This is a genomic window from Pantoea sp. C8B4, assembly GCF_051336905.1.
Lineage (GTDB): Bacteria > Pseudomonadota > Gammaproteobacteria > Enterobacterales > Enterobacteriaceae > Pantoea > Pantoea rwandensis_B.
In genome coordinates, this window is record NZ_JBGMNK010000003.1 from 324,442 (window position 1) to 341,383 (window position 16,942).

Annotated in this window: 17 protein-coding genes; 3 read left to right on the forward strand and 14 right to left on the reverse strand. The window is 54.6% G+C overall.

What is annotated here, in order from left to right; translation table 11 throughout:
* The first annotated feature begins 350 nt into the window (after positions 1-350).
* Complete coding sequence (locus ACCW76_RS06130) at positions 351-842, forward strand: GNAT family N-acetyltransferase (RefSeq protein WP_436338027.1); 492 nt, start codon at positions 351-353, stop codon at positions 840-842.
* An 84-nt stretch (positions 843-926) separates the two neighbouring features.
* On the opposite strand, the gene ggt is transcribed toward ACCW76_RS06130, so the two are convergent.
* Complete coding sequence (gene ggt, locus ACCW76_RS06135) at positions 927-2,678, reverse strand: gamma-glutamyltransferase (RefSeq protein ID WP_045815776.1); 1,752 nt, start codon at positions 2,676-2,678, stop codon at positions 927-929.
* Between the two features lie 202 nt (positions 2,679-2,880).
* Here ggt and ACCW76_RS06140 point away from each other — a divergent pair, with 202 nt between their 5' ends.
* Positions 2,881-3,159 (forward strand): DUF2756 domain-containing protein, encoded by a 279-nt coding sequence (locus tag ACCW76_RS06140; protein ID WP_436338028.1) that lies wholly within the window; start codon positions 2,881-2,883, stop codon positions 3,157-3,159.
* Here ACCW76_RS06140 and ugpQ read toward each other — a convergent pair.
* The 10 genes from ugpQ to ACCW76_RS06190 all read right to left on the reverse strand — a co-directional run bounded on the left by ugpQ (position 3,156) and on the right by ACCW76_RS06190 (position 13,260).
* Positions 3,156-3,899 (reverse strand): glycerophosphodiester phosphodiesterase, encoded by a 744-nt coding sequence (gene ugpQ, locus ACCW76_RS06145; protein ID WP_436338029.1) that lies wholly within the window; start codon positions 3,897-3,899, stop codon positions 3,156-3,158. The two genes, ACCW76_RS06140 and ugpQ, sit on opposite strands and share 4 nt — an antisense overlap.
* Positions 3,896-4,969 carry a sn-glycerol-3-phosphate import ATP-binding protein UgpC gene (locus ACCW76_RS06150; RefSeq protein WP_045815774.1) on the reverse strand — a complete coding sequence of 358 codons (1,074 nt, stop codon included), beginning with the start codon at positions 4,967-4,969 and terminating at the stop codon, positions 3,896-3,898. Before ACCW76_RS06150 ends, ugpQ begins: the two co-directional genes overlap by 4 nt.
* Complete coding sequence (gene ugpE, locus ACCW76_RS06155) at positions 4,970-5,815, reverse strand: sn-glycerol-3-phosphate ABC transporter permease UgpE (RefSeq protein ID WP_182056462.1); 846 nt, start codon at positions 5,813-5,815, stop codon at positions 4,970-4,972.
* Complete coding sequence (gene ugpA / locus ACCW76_RS06160; RefSeq protein WP_436338030.1) at positions 5,812-6,699, reverse strand: sn-glycerol-3-phosphate ABC transporter permease UgpA; 888 nt, start codon at positions 6,697-6,699, stop codon at positions 5,812-5,814. The genes ugpE and ugpA overlap by 4 nt, the downstream gene beginning before the upstream one ends.
* Positions 6,700-6,760: 61 nt before the next feature.
* Positions 6,761-8,077 carry a sn-glycerol-3-phosphate ABC transporter substrate-binding protein UgpB gene (gene ugpB, locus ACCW76_RS06165; RefSeq protein WP_034827028.1) on the reverse strand — a complete coding sequence of 439 codons (1,317 nt, stop codon included), beginning with the start codon at positions 8,075-8,077 and terminating at the stop codon, positions 6,761-6,763.
* A gap of 224 nt (positions 8,078-8,301) precedes the next feature.
* Positions 8,302-9,015 (reverse strand): high-affinity branched-chain amino acid ABC transporter ATP-binding protein LivF, encoded by a 714-nt coding sequence (livF, locus tag ACCW76_RS06170; RefSeq protein ID WP_038643683.1) that lies wholly within the window; start codon positions 9,013-9,015, stop codon positions 8,302-8,304.
* A 1-nt stretch (position 9,016) separates the two neighbouring features.
* Entirely contained in the window at positions 9,017-9,784 is a 768-nt protein-coding gene (gene livG, locus ACCW76_RS06175) for a high-affinity branched-chain amino acid ABC transporter ATP-binding protein LivG (RefSeq protein ID WP_038643684.1), read from the reverse strand.
* Entirely contained in the window at positions 9,781-11,052 is a 1,272-nt protein-coding gene (locus ACCW76_RS06180; protein WP_436338031.1) for a high-affinity branched-chain amino acid ABC transporter permease LivM, read from the reverse strand. The genes livG and ACCW76_RS06180 overlap by 4 nt, the downstream gene beginning before the upstream one ends.
* Positions 11,049-11,975: a high-affinity branched-chain amino acid ABC transporter permease LivH gene (livH, locus tag ACCW76_RS06185; RefSeq protein ID WP_034827036.1), complete on the reverse strand. Its 927-nt coding sequence runs from the start codon at positions 11,973-11,975 to the stop codon at positions 11,049-11,051. The genes ACCW76_RS06180 and livH overlap by 4 nt, the downstream gene beginning before the upstream one ends.
* Positions 11,976-12,132: 157 nt before the next feature.
* A complete protein-coding gene (locus tag ACCW76_RS06190) occupies positions 12,133-13,260 on the reverse strand; it encodes a branched-chain amino acid ABC transporter substrate-binding protein (RefSeq protein WP_045815772.1) in 1,128 nt (375 codons plus the stop codon).
* Between the two features lie 404 nt (positions 13,261-13,664).
* On the opposite strand from ACCW76_RS06190, the gene panM reads away from it, so the two are divergent.
* Positions 13,665-14,051: an aspartate 1-decarboxylase autocleavage activator PanM gene (panM, locus tag ACCW76_RS06195; RefSeq protein ID WP_436338032.1), complete on the forward strand. Its 387-nt coding sequence runs from the start codon at positions 13,665-13,667 to the stop codon at positions 14,049-14,051.
* A gap of 148 nt (positions 14,052-14,199) precedes the next feature.
* Here the strand turns inward: panM and rpoH are convergent, their stop codons facing one another.
* From rpoH to ftsE, 3 genes are all read right to left on the reverse strand, one after another.
* On the reverse strand, positions 14,200-15,057 hold the full coding sequence (gene rpoH, locus ACCW76_RS06200; RefSeq protein WP_034827057.1) for an RNA polymerase sigma factor RpoH: 858 nt from the start codon (positions 15,055-15,057) through the stop codon (positions 14,200-14,202).
* 240 nt (positions 15,058-15,297) lie between these two features.
* Positions 15,298-16,284 carry a permease-like cell division protein FtsX gene (gene ftsX / locus ACCW76_RS06205; protein ID WP_045832406.1) on the reverse strand — a complete coding sequence of 329 codons (987 nt, stop codon included), beginning with the start codon at positions 16,282-16,284 and terminating at the stop codon, positions 15,298-15,300.
* Positions 16,274-16,942: a cell division ATP-binding protein FtsE gene (gene ftsE, locus ACCW76_RS06210; RefSeq protein ID WP_034827061.1), complete on the reverse strand. Its 669-nt coding sequence runs from the start codon at positions 16,940-16,942 to the stop codon at positions 16,274-16,276. Before ftsE ends, ftsX begins: the two co-directional genes overlap by 11 nt.

Here is a 16,942-nt window from a genome sequence, read left to right on the forward strand (position 1 = left end):
AATGTTTTTTACAGTGTGTGCCTGAGGGAGATTGATTGATAGCTGAAAAACTTCACGCCTCTGTTCAAAAATGCTGAACGTTTTAAGGAGGATTGCACAGGAGAGATGAAGGAGGTGAATCGCGGGCAAAAAAAAAGCCAGCACCCGAGCTGGCTAAGAAACACTGGAAGCAATGTGAGCAATGTCGTGCTTACCCGGTAGTCAGGAGACGTTTCCGAGTACGCATGACAATAATAATCATTATCATTCGCGTCTGTAAACCCTTTTTGCGAATTATTTTCCATTGACGACCCGAGAGAATTCCTTGATGTTAAAGGGGATTTTATTCACTTTGCACAAGGAGTCGCTTTATGAGTCAGGTCACTGTTCGTCACGCCACGCCCGAAGATGCCGCTGCTTTAACTCACCTTTATAGCCAGCAAGAGACTCAGGCCGGCACGCTGCATCTGCCCTATCAATCACCAACGCTATGGCAGGATCGTCTTAAAGAGATGCGCCCCGGCCAGTACCGTTTGGTGGCGTGCATTGATGAACAGGTGGTCGGTCAGCTATCGCTTGATGGCAATACGGTGGCACGCCGGCGACATGCCGCATCGATTGGCATGGGCGTTGATCCCGCCTTTCACCGTCGCGGCGTAGGCTCGGCGCTCATGGCCGCGATGATTGATCTGTGCGACAACTGGCTACAGGTGACGCGTATTGAGCTGACGGTGTTTGCCGATAACCATAAAGCGATTGGGCTGTATCAGAAGTTTGGCTTTGAGATTGAAGGCACCGCGAAGCGTTTTGCGATGCGCGACGGCGAGATGATTGATACGCACTACATGGCGCGACTGAAATAACCGCTAATCAGTAGAAGCGCCCTCAAGCATACTAAAGCGCCACGACGGACAATAAGACTCGTCGCGGCGCTTTTTTATTCGAACTTAATACCCAGCACTCAAATCATCCACCGAACGCGGATCCGAAGCACCATAACGCATGCCATCCGGCCCAATCATAATGCTCTGCGTGCTGCCCATTGCTGGCATCACTTTCACATGCTGACCTTTGGCTTCCAGCAAACGCAGCGTATCCGGGCTAAAGCCTTTCTCCACACGCAGCTGATCCGGTAACCACTGATGGTGGAAACGCGGCGCATTGGTCGCTTCCGCTACGTTCATACCAAAATCGATGCTGTTCACCACCATTTGCAGCACAGTGGTGATAATACGGCTGCCACCTGGGCTGCCCGTCACCAGCCAGGTTTTGCCGTCTTTGGCGATGATAGTCGGTGACATCGATGACAATGGACGTTTAGCCGGTTGCACTGCATTCGCCTCGCCGCCCACTAAACCATACACGTTTGGTGTGCCCGGCTTAGCGGAGAAGTCATCCATTTCGTTGTTCATCAGGATACCGCTCTGCCCGGCGACAATGCCGCTACCGAAATAGGTGTTCAGCGTGTAGGTCACGGCGACCGCATTACCGTCTTTATCCACCACCGAGAAGTGCGTAGTCTGGTTGCTTTCGTACGGCTCAAGCTTACCCGGTTTGATTTCGCTGGAAGGACGCGCTTTGTTGACGTCAATCTGCTGCGCCAGGGTTTTCGCGTAGGCTTTGCTGGTCAATGCTTGCTGCGGCACTTTGACGAAATCCGGATCGCCAAGGTATTCCGAACGATCGGCATAGGCGTATTTTTCCGCTTCCGCCATCACCTGCATCGCATCGGCGCTACCAAAGCCCCACTTCGCCAGATCGAAGTTCTCCAGGATGTTGAGGATCTGCACGATGTGAATCCCACCTGAAGACGGTGGCGGCATTGAGAACACTTCATAGCCGCGATAGGTGCCGCTGACCGGTTTGCGCTCTACCGCACGATAGGCGGCCAAATCCGGTTTGCCAATCAATCCGCCATGCTGTGCCATTTCTCCGGCGATCTCATCGGCAATCTTGCCTTTGTAGAAGGCATCCGGCCCTTGTTGAGCAATCAGTTGCAGGCTGTGCGCGAGGTTTTTCTGCACCAGACGCTCACCTTTTTGATACGGCTTGCCGTCTGCCTTGTAGAAAATCGCCCGGCTGTTGTCGTGATTGATCAACGTCTCTTTGCCGTAGGTCGCCAAATCGTCCGCCAGCGCATCGTTAACGATGATGCCCTCACGCGCCAGTTTAATCGCTGGAGCCAGAAGTTTACTCAGCGGCAGCGTACCGTATTTTTGTGCCGCCAGCGCAAAACCAGCAACCGTACCCGGCGTGCCCGAGGCTAAATGGGACGTGAGCGACAGTTTAGGGTCAGCATTACCCTGCTTATCGAGGAACATATCGCGTGAGGCACGCGCCGGCGCCATTTCACGAAAATCGATTGCCGTGGTGCGTCCCGATGCGGTTCGCAGCATCATAAAGCCACCACCGCCGAGATTACCGGCTTGTGGATGCGTGACGGCTAATGCGAAGCCCACGGCAACGGCCGCATCCACGGCATTACCGCCCTGCTTCAGAATATCGACGCCCACCTGGGTGGCCATCGCATCCACCGACGCCACCATACCGTGCTGCGCCTTCACCGGATGGAAGGTGTCACTGTCCACGCCGTATGACACCGGTGGCGCGCTGGCGGGCGCGGCAAACGCCCCCTGTACCACCGTAAAACTCATCAATAATGCCCAGCCAACCTGACGCACGCTGCCCTTTAGTCTCATTTGCGATCTTCCTTTGCGGTTATTTACATTTGTTATTTTTTGATGCAAGTGTTTGCAAACACGATAAAAAGCGTAGCAGTAAGCCAAATTCGGCGCACTCCTGGTTCAGGACTTTGTGACATCGCATAAACTTATGACAGCAGCCTTGGTTGCCAGATCATCGGTAATCACACACAGCAGGCTGCATTAATGGAGGAAGACCATGAAAAAATGGCTAATTGTGATTGCCGCATTGCTGCCACTGAGCGGCATGGCGAACATGCTCAACAATACGAATGAGCCTTTTAAACCCGGCTATAACCCGAGCCAGCAGCGGATGCAAACGCAGATGCAGGTTCAGCAACAGCAGCAGCAGCAAAAACTGCGTCAGGATCAGCAGCAGCAGAATCAGGAATTACAGCGGAAAATGCAGGAGCGAAGGGATAGCGCCCAGCAGCGCGTGATTCAGCAACAGCCGGGCCAGCAGCAAAACCAGAATTAACGGAAGTCGGGACCGATAATGTCGATGCGGTCAGTACAGATGGCATCGACGCCCCAATTCAGCAGCTCGCGCGCCCGTGCGGGCTGATTCACCGTGTACACCAGAATGTGCAGTCCGGCGGCTTTCAGCTGCGTGGTGCGTTCGGCATCCAGCAATTTATGATTGAGATGGATAGAAACGCAGCCCAGTGCACTCGTCAGCGCCTGCCAGTCATCGTGCCACTCATCCAGCAGTAATCCGCGTGGCAATTCAGGCGCCGCCTGCATCGCTGCTTCCAGGGCTTCATAAGAGAAGGAAGAGAGCAGCGGCGCCGTTTGCCCCTGCCACAGTTCGCGCGCGGCCAACGCCACATCGCGTCCGGTCTCCACCTCTTTACCGGTGGTCGGTTTGATCTCAACGTTCGCCATCATCTGATGCTGGCGGCAGCGATCGGCCACGTCACGCAGCAGCGCCAGCGGCTCGCCTTCATATTCACGGCTGTACCAACTGCCCGCATCCAGCTGCGATAGCTTACTCCATGAGAGATCGCCCGCCACACCCCAGCCGTTGCTGGTGCGATCCAGCGTATCGTCATGCAACAGGAACACCTGTTTATCATCCGACAGCTTGGCATCAAACTCGATCATGGTATGACCGTACTGCGCGCCGACATCTATCGCCGCCAGGGTATTTTCCGGTGCCAGTTTACCGCCGCCGCGATGGGCGACGATCGGTGGGTATGGCCAATTTTCTACACTCATTCCAGACGCTTTCCATGGGTTGAATCGAAGAAGTGTAACGCATCTGGCGGCAGATGCAGCCACAAGGTGCTGCCGGATGCAGGGCGCTCGCTGTGCGGCAAACGCACCACCAGACGGGTATTGCCGATGCGACCGTGCGCAAGGTTATCTGCACCCAGCATCTCCAGCGTATCCACCACTAAAGGAATGCCACCCGCGGCTTGCGAGCTGAGCACCAGATGCTCAGGGCGAATACCCAACGTAAGGGGGCGATTCGCCCACTTCGCTTTGCTCTCACCCAATGGCAGGCTATTGAGGGCATCGAGCGTAAAGCGCGTGCCGTCGCTATTGATTTGGCCTGGCAGCAGGTTCATTGCCGGTGCACCGATAAACGACGCCACAAACTGGCTCGCCGGACGCTCATACACTTCCACCGGTGTGCCCACTTGCTCGACCACCCCTTTGTTCATCACCATCACACGCTGGGCCAGCGTCATCGCTTCCACCTGATCGTGCGTCACATACAGGCTGGTGGTTTTCAGGCGACGATGCAGTTGTTGCAGTTCAAGGCGCATCTGCACACGCAGGCGCGCATCAAGGTTCGACAATGGCTCATCGAACAGGAACACCGCCGGTTCACGCACGATGGCACGGCCCATCGCCACACGCTGACGCTGTCCACCGGACAGCTCACGTGGACGACGTGCCAGCAGGTGATCCAGTTCCAGGCTGCGCGCGGCTTCCATTACGCGTTGATCGATCTGCTCTTTGCCCATCCCGCGAATTTTCAGGCCATAAGCCATGTTTTCGCCCACGGTCATGTGCGGGTAAAGCGCATAGTTCTGGAACACCATGGCGATGCCACGATCTTTCGGTTCCATGTTAGTGACACGCTTATCGTCGATATAGATATCGCCCGAGGTCACGCGCTCAAGGCCCGCAACCATACGCAGCAGCGTCGATTTGCCGCAGCCGGAAGGGCCCACCATCACCATAAATTCGCCATCGTTGATGGTGATATTCAGTGGCTGAATGATCTGATTTTTGCCGTCATACGATTTGGTGACGGTCTGAAGGGTTACGCCTGCCATTTATTTATCACTCTCCACCAGGCCACGCACAAAGGCACGTTGCATCACGAGTACCACCACCACCGGTGGGATCAGGGTTAATAACATTGCCGCCATCACTTCGTTCCACTGCGTCGGGCCGCCGCTGGTGTTAATCATACTTTTCACCCCGGCAACCGCCGTGCTCAGGCTCGGATCGTTGATGATCAACAGCGGCCACAAATACTGGTTCCAGCCGTAGATAAAGGTGATCACGAACAGTGCGGCAAGGTTGGTCTTTGACAGCGGTAAGACGATATCCCAGAAGAAGCGCATCGGGCTGGCACCATCAATACGCGCCGCTTCAATCAGCTCATCCGGCAGCGACATAAAGAACTGGCGGAACAGGAAAGTTGCGGTTGCCGAAGCCATTAGCGGCAGGGTTAAGCCACTGTAGCTGTCGAGCATGTGCAGGTTTGAAATCACTTCCACCGTCGGGAAGATACGCACTTCCACCGGCAGCATCAGGGTGATGAAGATCAGCCAGAAGAACAGTGAGCGCAACGGGAAGCGAAACCACACCAGTGCAAACGCAGAGAGCATCGATACGGCGATTTTGCCCACCGTAATGCCCAGCGCCATGATCAGGCTGTTCATCATCATCATGCCGAATGCCGGGCCACTGCCGTTAACGCCTTGGGTCCAGATGCGTGAAATGTTGTCCCACAGATGCGTGCCGGGCACTAAGGTCATCGGCACTTGATACACCGCTTCGTTATCCAGCGTGGCGGCGACTATCGCCACGTACAGCGGGAACAGAATGGTCAGGACACCGAGCACCAGCAGGGTATGGCTGAAGATGTCCAGCCCGCGTCGATTCTCAATCATTGATATTGCACCTTACGCTCGACAAAGCGGAATTGCAGGATCGTCAGTCCAATCACCAGCAGCATCAGCACCACCGACTGCGCGGCAGAGGATGAGAGATCCAGACCGGTAAAGCCTTCGCGATAAATTTTGTAGATCAGCGTGGTAGTGGCTTGCACCGGACCGCCGCCGGTCGCGGCATCGATCACCGGGAAAGTATCGAAGAAGGCATACACCAGGTTAACCACCAGCAGGAAGAAGCTCACCGGGGTGATCAGCGGCAGTGACAGATTGAAGAAGCGACGCACCGGACCGGCACCGTCAATCGCCGCCGCTTCCATCAGCGATTTGGGGATCGACTGCAGTGCGGCAAAGAAGAACAGGAAGTTGTAGCTCATCTGCTGCCAGATGGACGCCAGCACGATCAGAAACATCGCCTGACCGCTGTTTTGCGCGTAGTTCCAGTTATAGCCAATCTGGTTCAGCAGATGGCTGAACAGGCCGAGGCCAGGGTTGAACAGGAACATCCACAGCACGGCGGCGACCACCGGTGCCACGGCATAGGGCAGTAATAACAGGGTTTGATAGAGCTTTTTCAGCCTCACCACGTAATCAACCAACGCCGCCAGCAGCAGCGAAAAGGTCATGCCGCACACGGTGACCAGTGCGCTGAATTCAATGGTGGTCCAGAAAGAGTCGAGGTAATAGCTGTCGCTAAACAGGCGTTTAAAGTTATCCAGCCCAACAAAGGTGCTGGAAATACCAAAGGGATCGATGCTTTGCAGCGAATACCACAGCGCTTCACCGGCCGGCCACAGGAAGAAAATAGCGGTAATGACCAGTTGTGGTGCCACCAGCAAATAGGGCAAAAAACGGGAGCGAAAAACGGGGCGTGATGAGGACATAGCAGACTCGCCAAAAGAGAAATCGGGGCTGACGCCATGCGCCAGCCCCGAGACAACGGAATTACTTCACTTGCTGTTCAAAACGACGCAGCAGTTCGTTTCCGCGCTTCACAGCGTTATCCAGTGCAGCCTGTGGAGCCTGTTTGCCCGTCCACACGCCTTCCAGCTCTTCATCCACGATGGTACGAATCTGTGGCATGTTGCCCAGACGCATGCCTTTGGTGAATGGCAGAGGATCTTTGTTCAGCATCTGACGCGTGGCAATGTCTGCGCCAGGGTTCTTGTCATAGAAGCCCTGCTGCTTGGTCAGCTCATACGCCGCGGTGGTGATTGGCAGGTAACCGGTTTTCTGATGCCATTCCGCTGCGATTTCTGGCTGTGCCAGGAACTTCATGAACTCCGCTACGCCTTTGTAGGTGTCAGCATCTTTGCCTTTCATCACCCACAGACTTGCGCCGCCAATGATGGCGTTCTGCGGTGCGTTAGGCACCGTTGAGTCGTATGGCATCATGCCGACGCCGAAGTTGAATTTAGCGTAATGCTTGATATCCGCCAGAGAACCGGAAGAAGCCGTGGTGATGCCGCAATCGCCGTTGTAGAACTTAGCGGTTGATTCATCTTTACGACCGAAGTAGGTGAAATCACCCTTCTTGTTCATGTCTTCCAGCATCTGGATGTGGCGCACCTGAACCGGCTTATTGAATTCCAATACCGCGTCGGTACCGTCAAAGCCGTTGTTTTTGGTGGCAACCGGCAGTGCATGCCAGGCGCTGAAGTTTTCAATTTGAATCCAACCCTGCCAGCCGCTGGCGTAACCACAGGTCATGCCCGCTTTACGCAGTGCGTCGGCATCTTTTGCCAGTTCCTGCCAGGTTTTAGGTGGCTGATCTGGGTTCAGACCGGCTTTCTTGAATGCATCTTTGTTGTAGTACAGCACAGGTGTAGAGCTGTTGAACGGCTGAGAAATCAGCTGGCCATTGCTGTCGCTGTAGTAACCTGCAACCGCTGGCACGAACTGTTTCGGGTCCATCTGCACGCCAGCGTCTTTGAACACGTCATGCACAGGCACGATAGCTTTTGAAGCCATCATGGTCGCCGTACCTACTTCGTAAACCTGCAGAATCGCCGGTGCTTTACCGGTACGCACAGCAGCGATACCCGCTGCCAGGCTCTGCTCGTAGTTACCTTTGTAAGTCGGTACGATTTTGTATTCTGGGTGAGCCTGGTTAAAACGTTGTGCCAGAGAATCGACTTCTTTGCCTAACTCGCCTTCCATTGAGTGCCAGAAAGGAATGTCAGTGGCAGCCAGCGCATTACCGCTGAGCGCCAGACCAAGCAAAACACTCATCAGGCGGGGACGAAGCGTAAAAGCGGACATAAGTTTTTTCCTGTGCTGTTAGGTACGCGCGATATCACGCATTTTTTTGTTCGCGAAGTAACATGACATGCAAATATGATAGAAAAATATCTGAAATATGACAGAGATGTGACACGCAAAAAACGCGTCAAACCATTAAGAAACAATTAAGTTTCGAGGGAGTTTTGTACGACGAAGGCAGCGAGGAAAAGACGGTCTGGTAGAGTACCAGACCGTTGAAAGGATTAAGCGCCCAGGTAAGCGCTGCGGACTGCTTCGTTGGATAACAGCGCTTCACCACTGTCTTCCAGCACCACATGTCCATTCTCCAGCACGTAGCCGCGATCGGCCAGCTTCAGCGCCTGGTTGGCGTTTTGCTCCACCAGGAAGATGGTCATGCCCTCTTTACGCAGCTGTTCAATCGTATCGAAAATCTGCTGAATAATAATCGGCGCTAAACCTAAAGAAGGCTCGTCGAGCAACAGCAAACGCGGCTGACTCATTAACGCACGACCGATCGCCAGCATCTGCTGTTCACCACCGGACATGGTGCCCGCGCGCTGCACTTTACGTTCAGCCAGACGCGGAAACAGCTGATAAACCCGCTCAATGCGCTCCTGATACTGCTGGCGCGTGGCAAAGAAACCGCCCATCGCCAGGTTCTCTTCCACCGTCATGCGGGAGAACACGCGGCGGCCTTCCGGCACAATCGCAATCGCTTCACGCATGATTTTGGCGGTTTGCCAGTCGGTGATCTCTTTGCCATCGAACACGATTGTGCCACTGGTAGCACGCGGTTCTCCGCACAAAGTACCGAGCAGCGTGGTTTTACCCGCGCCGTTAGCACCAATCAACGTGACGATTTCACCCTGGCTGATGTGCAGATTAATGTTGTGCAGTGCCTGAATCGGGCCGTAATGGGCACTCACCCCTTGCAACGTTAAAATTGGGTTTGCCATCTTACGCCTCACCTAAATAAGCACGGATCACATCCGGATTGTTACGCACTTCTTCCGGCGTACCGTTAGCCAGCGGTGTACCCTGGTTCACCACATAAATGCGGTCAGAAATGCCCATCACCAACTTCATATCGTGTTCGATCAACAGTACCGAGACCTTATGCTCACCGCGCAGTTCGGCAATCAGCTCGTCCAGTTCGTGGGTTTCGCGCGGGTTAAGTCCTGCGGCAGGCTCATCCAGCATCAGGATTTCCGGACGCGTCACCATGCAACGTGCAATCTCCAGACGGCGCTGCTGACCATAAGCCAGGTTACCCGCCTGGCGGTTGGCCAGCTCCAGCAAGCCGATGCGCTCCAGCCAGGTAGCCGCACGATCCAATGCTTCACTCTCACCGCGACGGAATGCCGGGGTCTTAAACAGGCCGGAGAACACGCCGCTTTTCAGGTGCTGATGCTGCGCCACCAGCAGGTTCTCAATCACTGTCATCTCACGGAACAGACGCACGTGCTGGAAAGTACGCACGATGCCCATGCGCGCAATTTTCTGGCCCGGCTGCCCCTGCAACTCTTGATCGCGCAGTTTGATGGTACCGCCGGTCGGCTTGTAAAAACCGGTCAGGCAGTTGAACACCGTGGTTTTACCGGCACCGTTTGGCCCGATCAGTGACACGATTTCCTGGGGATGCAGTTCCAGCGCCACATTGTTGACGGCCAACAGCCCGCCAAAGCGCATCATCAAGCCTTCAACGGCTAACAAAGGCTGACTCATGCCTGCTCTCCTTGTTTACTGCTTTTCAACTTCAGGTGTGGACGCTTCATCGGCAGCAGCCCTTGCGGACGCCAGATCATCATCAGCACCATCAAACCACCGAGCACCAGCATGCTGTACTCGTTCAAATCACGCATCAATTCGCGCGACACCACCAACAGTATCGCCGCGAGGATCACTGCGAACTGCGATCCCATGCCGCCCAGCACCACAATCGCCAGCACAAAGGCAGACTCGACAAAGGTGAAGGATTCCGGGCTGACAAAGCCCTGACGTGCAGCGAACAACGTGCCGGCAAAACCCGCGAACACGGCACTGATAGTGAAGGCGGTCAGCTTAATACGCGTTGGGCTCAGACCCAGCGAGCGGCAGGCGATCTCGTCTTCACGCAGTGCTTCCCACGCACGGCCCAATGGCATGCGCAGCAAGCGGTTGATAACGAACAGCGTCAGCACCACCAGCAGCAGCGCCACCAGATAGAGGAAAATCACACGATGATTCGGATCGTATTGCAGCCCCGTTAGCTCATGGAAAGTGGTCCAGCCGCCTTCACTGACACGACGCCCAAACTCAATGCCAAACAGGCTCGGTTTAGGAATCTGCGCGATACCGTTTGGACCGCCGGTAATAGAGGTGCTGTTCAGCAGCAGAATACGTACGATCTCACCGAAGCCGAGCGTCACAATCGCCAGATAGTCACCGCGCAGGCGCAGTACCGGGAAGCCGAGCATCAGGCCAAACGCACCCGCGACAATCCCCGCCAGCGGCAGGCTTTCCCAGAAACCAAAACCGTAATAGTGATTGAGCAGCGCAAATGTGTAAGCGCCGATGGCATAGAAACCACCGTAACCCAGCACCAGCAAACCAGACAGGCCGACCACTACGTTGAGGCCGAGACCGAGCATCACGTAGATCAGCGTTAATGTGGCGATATCGACACTGCCGCGCGACACCAGAAACGGCCACAGCACCGCAGCAAGAATCAACAGCGCCATCACCAGTTTTTGCTTTGGCGTCGATCCATCGAAGCCTGGCAGCACAAAGCCTTTACCGCTGCGTTTGAACTTGCCATGGAACAGCGGACGCAGCAGCTGGAAGACAAAAACCACCGCACAGCCGATGAAAATCCAGTTCCAGCGCGCCGCGCCAGCGTTAGCCACCACCAGTTTGGTGCCATCAAGATCGAGACGGACGCCCATAAAGAAAGTGGCGAGAATCAGTAACATCACCGTTGAAATCACGGCGTTGACCAGACCGAGGCGTTTCATACTTTCTCTACCTCCGGACGGCCCAGAATGCCGGTAGGCATCACCAGCAGCACCACAATCAGCAGCGCGAAAGACACCACATCTTTGTATTCGGTCGACAGATACGCCGAGGTCAGCGCTTCAGCGATACCGAGCACCAGACCACCAATCATCGCGCCAGGAATACTGCCGATGCCGCCTAATACCGCAGCGGTAAACGCCTTCATCCCAGCCATAAAGCCGATGAACGGGTTGATCGAGCCGTAGAACTGGCCCAGCAGCACGCCCGCCACCGCTGCCATCGCGGCACCAATGATAAAGGTCAGTGAAATCACGCGGTCAGTGTTAATCCCCAGCAGACTGGCCATTTTCAGGTCTTCCGCACAGGCACGGCAGGCGCGGCCCATACGTGAATAACGAATAAACAGCGTCAGGGCCAGCATCGAGAGGAAGGTCACCACCCAAATCACCAGCTGCATAGTGGAGAGCGTGGCAGCAAAGCCGTTGCTCTCGCCCAGCGTCCACTGGCCGGTGATCAGGCTTGGCAACGCCAGATCGCGCGAACCTTGCGTCAGACTGACGTAGTTCTGCAGGAAGATCGACATCCCAATAGCCGAAATCAGCGCGATTAAGCGCTTAGAGGAGCGCACGGGTTTATACGCCACGCGCTCAATGCTCCAGCCGTAGGCGCTGGAGATGATCACCGCCATCACGAACCCGGCGGCAATCATCAGCCACGTGGTATCGATACCCATCATCATCAGGGCGGCAATCACAATAAAGGAGACATAGCTGCCGATCATATACACCTCGCCATGGGCGAAGTTGATCATGCCGATGATGCCGTAAACCATGGTGTAACCAATGGCGATCAGCGCGTAAGTGCTCCCGAGGGTGACCCCGTTGAACATCTGCTGAATGAAATAGAGAAACTGCTCGGACATAGTGAGGACCTGCATGTGGACTAAAAATCCCCTCTCCCTTTTGGCAGAGGGTTAGGGTGAGGGAACAGGCGCGCGGGATCTCTTCAAGACGGTACGCGCTGTCCCTCCCCCAGCCCTCTCCGGCAAAAGAGAGGGCCAATCTATTTAAGGTTGGGAATTACTTAACAGCGGTAGAGGAACCGTCTTTGTGCCATTTGAAGACACCAAATTCGAAGCCCTTCAGGTCGCCTTTCTGATCCCAGTTCAGGTTGCCCATCACCGTTGGAACCGCTGCGCCCTCTTTCAGGTTTTTAGCAATGGCATCTGGCTCAGCGCTCTTGCTACGTTCGATACCGGCCACCAGCGACTGAATGGCCGCATAGGTGGTCCAGACGAACGGACCGGTTGGATCTTTACGGTTAGACGCGGTATTGGCTTTGATGGCTTCAACAATCGCCTTGTTCTCTGGCAGCTGGTCATAACGTTTCGGCAAGGTGACATACAGGCCTTCAGATGCATCACCGGCGATGTTAGACAGTGAGGCGTTGCCCACACCTTCTGGTCCCATGAAGCCAGCAGTCAGACCGGCTGCTTTTGCCTGACGCAGAATCTGGCCCAGCTCTGGGTAGTAGCCACCGTAGTAAACGAAATCGACGTTTTCTTTCTTCAGACGCGCAATCAGCGTAGAGAAATCTTTATCGCCCGCGGTGATACCTTCGAACAGCACCACGTTGCCGCCTTTGGCTTTCAGGGTTTTCTGCACCGATTCGGCCAGTCCCTGACCGTACTGCTGCTTGTCATGCACCACAGCGATACGTTTTGGTTTGATCTCATTGAGAATGTAAGTTGCAGCGGTTGGGCCCTGATCGGAATCCAGACCGGTAGTACGCAGCACATCCGCATAGCCACGCGCTGTCAGCTCTGGTGCGGTTGCCGCTGGGGTGATCATCAGAATGCCTTCATCGTTATAGATGTCGGAAGCAGGCTGAGTAGAAGAGGAGCACAGGTGGCCGATCACATACTTGATGCCGTCGTTAACTACTTTGTTGGCCACTGCAACCGCTTGTTTCGGGTCACAGGCGTCGTCATATTCCACGCCAACCAGTTTGTCACCGTTCACGCCACCTTTGGCGTTGATGTCCTTAATGGCTTGCGCTGCACCGGTAAACTGCATATCACCGTATTGTGCAACCGGACCGGTTGCTGCGCCAACGATGGCAATCTTGATATCTTTCGCCAGTGCCGCGTGGCTCAGCGCCAGCGCAACGCAACCCGCCAGTAATGCGCGTCCTTTACTCATTTTCATGCGAACTTCCCCATCTGTTGTGTCGTGTGTCGTTGTGTTTGGTTTATTTTCTGCCAGTCAAAGAGGAAAACTGATTCAAGAATAATGAGTTAGCGCTCTTTTCTGGCATTTATTGGTAATAAGGCTTTATTTTTCAGGTTATTAAACAGGAACTTTCTTCTGTAAATCAACTGACATATTCAGTATTAGTCGCGTTGCACAGCAGAATCATCTGGTTTTTATGGCCGGTTTTTAGCCAAAATGCCAGCGCGTTATGCTGGCTTTTTCATCTAACATTGATGACTTCCTCCACAATCCTGGCAAACTGGCTGGCATTTGACCTATTTTCATCGCAAAAAAGTGACAGCACGCTGACTGTCTAAATTCGCTACACTATGGCCTTTCTGGCAGTACAGGTAAGGGTAATGAAGCTCACTATTCAGCGAATCACCGCACTCACGCCGCAGGATCGGTTGGATTTAGCTAAAGTCTGGCCGCAGATCGATATTTCGCAACTTGAAGCTGTATTAAGCGAGACGCAGCGCTTGTATGCGGCAAGGTTTAACGATCGCTTGCTGGGAGGGTTACATTTGGAAATTCGTGGAACGCAGGGGAAGATTTCACACCTCACTGTGCGCGAAGTGACGCGCCGCCGTGGTGTTGGGCAATATTTGCTGGAAGAGACTATCGTGCAGAATCGCGCGCTGGCGGATTGGTGGGTAGCCGATGACGGCGACGACGATCAGAGTGTGCGCGCCGCCTTTATGCAGGCCTGTGGTTTTCGCGCGCAGGCCGATGGCTGGGTGCGCTAATGATTTCGAACACATCGCGGCGCGATTTATCGCGCTGGCCTGAAGCGCCTCGGTTGGTGACCGATGCGCAATAAATTGCGCGGCTACGGATTTCGAGCAAATAAAAAGGGCGACTATAAAAGTCGCCCCGTTTTGACCTGATGCTTTATCAGGCTTCAATCGCCATACGCAGTTTCTTCATGGCGTTCTTTTCGAGCTGACGCACACGCTCCGCAGAGACGCCATATTTGTCGGCCAGTTCCTGCAACGTGGTTTTGTTCTCATCATCCAGCCAACGGGCGCGGATGATGTGCTGGCTGCGCTCATCGAGGCTCAGCATGGCATCGCTCAGCTTATCAGCAGCGTGCGCATCCCAGTTATCCTCTTCAATGCCGTCGGCAAAGTCTGAGGTTTTATCCTGCAGATAGAGTACCGGTGCCATCGGCTTACCTTCGCCAGCTTCGTCATCCGAAGACATGTCGAAAGTCATATCCTGCGCGGCCATACGAGATTCCATCTCGAGGACATCTTTGCTGCTCACGCCTAACTCGCGCGCAACCATCTCCACTTCATCCTGATTAAACCAACCAAGACGCTGTTTGCTTTTACGCAGATTAAAGAACAGCTTGCGCTGAGCTTTCGTGGTCGCGACTTTCACGATGCGCCAGTTACGCAGCACGTATTCGTGAATTTCTGCTTTAATCCAGTGCACGGCAAATGACACCAGACGCACGCCAACTTCAGGGTTGAAGCGACGCACTGCCTTCATCAGGCCGATGTTACCTTCCTGAATCAGGTCCGCCTGTGGCAGGCCGTAACCGGAGTAGTTACGAGCAATATGAACAACAAAGCGCAGGTGAGACAGGATCAGCGTCTTAGCTGCATCCAGATCGCCCTGGTAATGCAGTTTCTCCGCTAATGCCTTCTCCTCTTCTGCCGTCAATACCGGCCAGTTATTGGCAGCCCGGACGTAAGATTCCAGGTTACCCAGAGGCGCAATCGCTAAAGTTTGCATTTCTTTGGTCATTCAAACCCTCACAAATTCAATGGACTTGCTGCACAGTTTCCTGGCGCAGACGTTACATTATGTCAACGTCGCCAAAAAACCAAAAGCAATCTGTGCTACTTGGACGACAAAGTTATCCACAAGTTCAATATTAGCAGTGAATATTTTACACACAGATGACGGCGGGGAAAATAGGAAGATTCCTCTGCTCCCAGGTCGTCGGCAGCAGAGGAAGAGTATATCAAAAAACGTTGCTGTTGGTTACTGCGGCGTAAATCGGCGTAAATGTTGTACAGTCGCTAACCATGCGGCAATCCAGCCAATAATCGCGGCAATCAGCAGCAGCAGTAGCCCTTCATCCCAGGAAAAACCTTCCAGAACAAAGGTGGTACCAAACACCGTCGCGACCTGCGCCACCACCGATTGCAGACGCAATACCAGCACTTCGGACAGCAGCAGTGAAAGTACTGCACCACTGAAACCTAACAGCGCGCCGCCATACAGGAACGGACGCAGGATGAAGCCATCGGTGGCACCAATCAGCTTTTGCACGTTGATGGTATCACGACGGGCAAAGATGCTCAGGCGCACGCTGTTACCGATGACCAGGAACACCGCCACCACCATCAGCAGACCAATCATCGAAGCGATTTGCCCCACCAGACCGGTCAATGCGGCTAAACGGGCAAACCAGCTGTCATCCATGCGCACTTCATCCACGCCCTGCACTTTCGACACGCGATCGCGCAGGTTAGCCATGGTGTCTGAATTCTGGAAATTGAGTTTCGGCGTGATGATAGCCACGGCGGGCAACGGGTTTTGCTCCAGCATATCCATTGAACCGCCGAAACCAGACCAGTTGCGGAACTCATTCAGCGCTTCTTCACGGGTCAGATAGTTAACGTTATCCACGCCATCTAACTTTTTCAGCTCAGCAGCGACATTCTCAGCAGCCGTATCATCCAGCGCTTTATCCAGATACACCGTCAACTGCGGTGCCGGATACCACTGCGTCGCCGCCTGGCTGACGTTTTTCCACACCATATAGCAGACGCTGGGCAGCGTCAGCGAGATGGCAATCACCATCACGGTCAGCAGCGTGGCCAGCGGCTGACGCCACATATCCGACAGCGTACCGCGCAGCGCATAGCGCCACTGCTCCTGCCAGCCGCCTTTCAGCGCCTTACTTTTTGAAGGCGCCTTCGCCGCCTTCGGCGCCGCTGGGCGCTTATTGCGTTTATTGACCATCATGGCCTCCGTGCAGGCGTCCCTGATTCAGCGTCATCAAGCGGTAATTGCGGCGGGCAATCAAACCGGTGTCGTGCGTCGCCATCAAGACGGTCACACCGACGCGGTTGAACTCTTCAAACAGACGCAGAATATCTTCAGACAGGGCATCATCCAGGTTACCGGTGGGTTCGTCCGCCAGCAGCACCGCAGGTTTGTTCACCACCGCGCGGGCAATGCCCACACGTTGCTGTTCACCACCAGAAAGCTGGATCGGATAACTCTTCGCTTTGTCGAGCAAGCCGACTTTGTCCAACGCTGCCGATACACGGCGACGAATATCTTCACCGCTGGCGCCGGAAATGATCAGCGGAATCGCCACGTTGTCATAGACCGAACGATCCATCAGCAAGTGGTGATCCTGGAAAATCATCCCGATCTGACGTCGCAGGAAAGGCACTTCGCTGCGACGCAGGCGTGAAATATCGTGGCCGCTAAACCAGATTTGCCCGGCGCTCGGGCGCTCAATGCCACAAATCAGCTTCAGCAAGGTACTTTTCCCTGCGCCGGAGTGGCCGGTCAGGAATGCCATTTCGCCGGGGCGCAGATGGAAATCCACTCCCTGCAGCGCCTGACGTCCTCCCAGGTATGCTTTACTGACCTCTTCAAAGCGAATCAT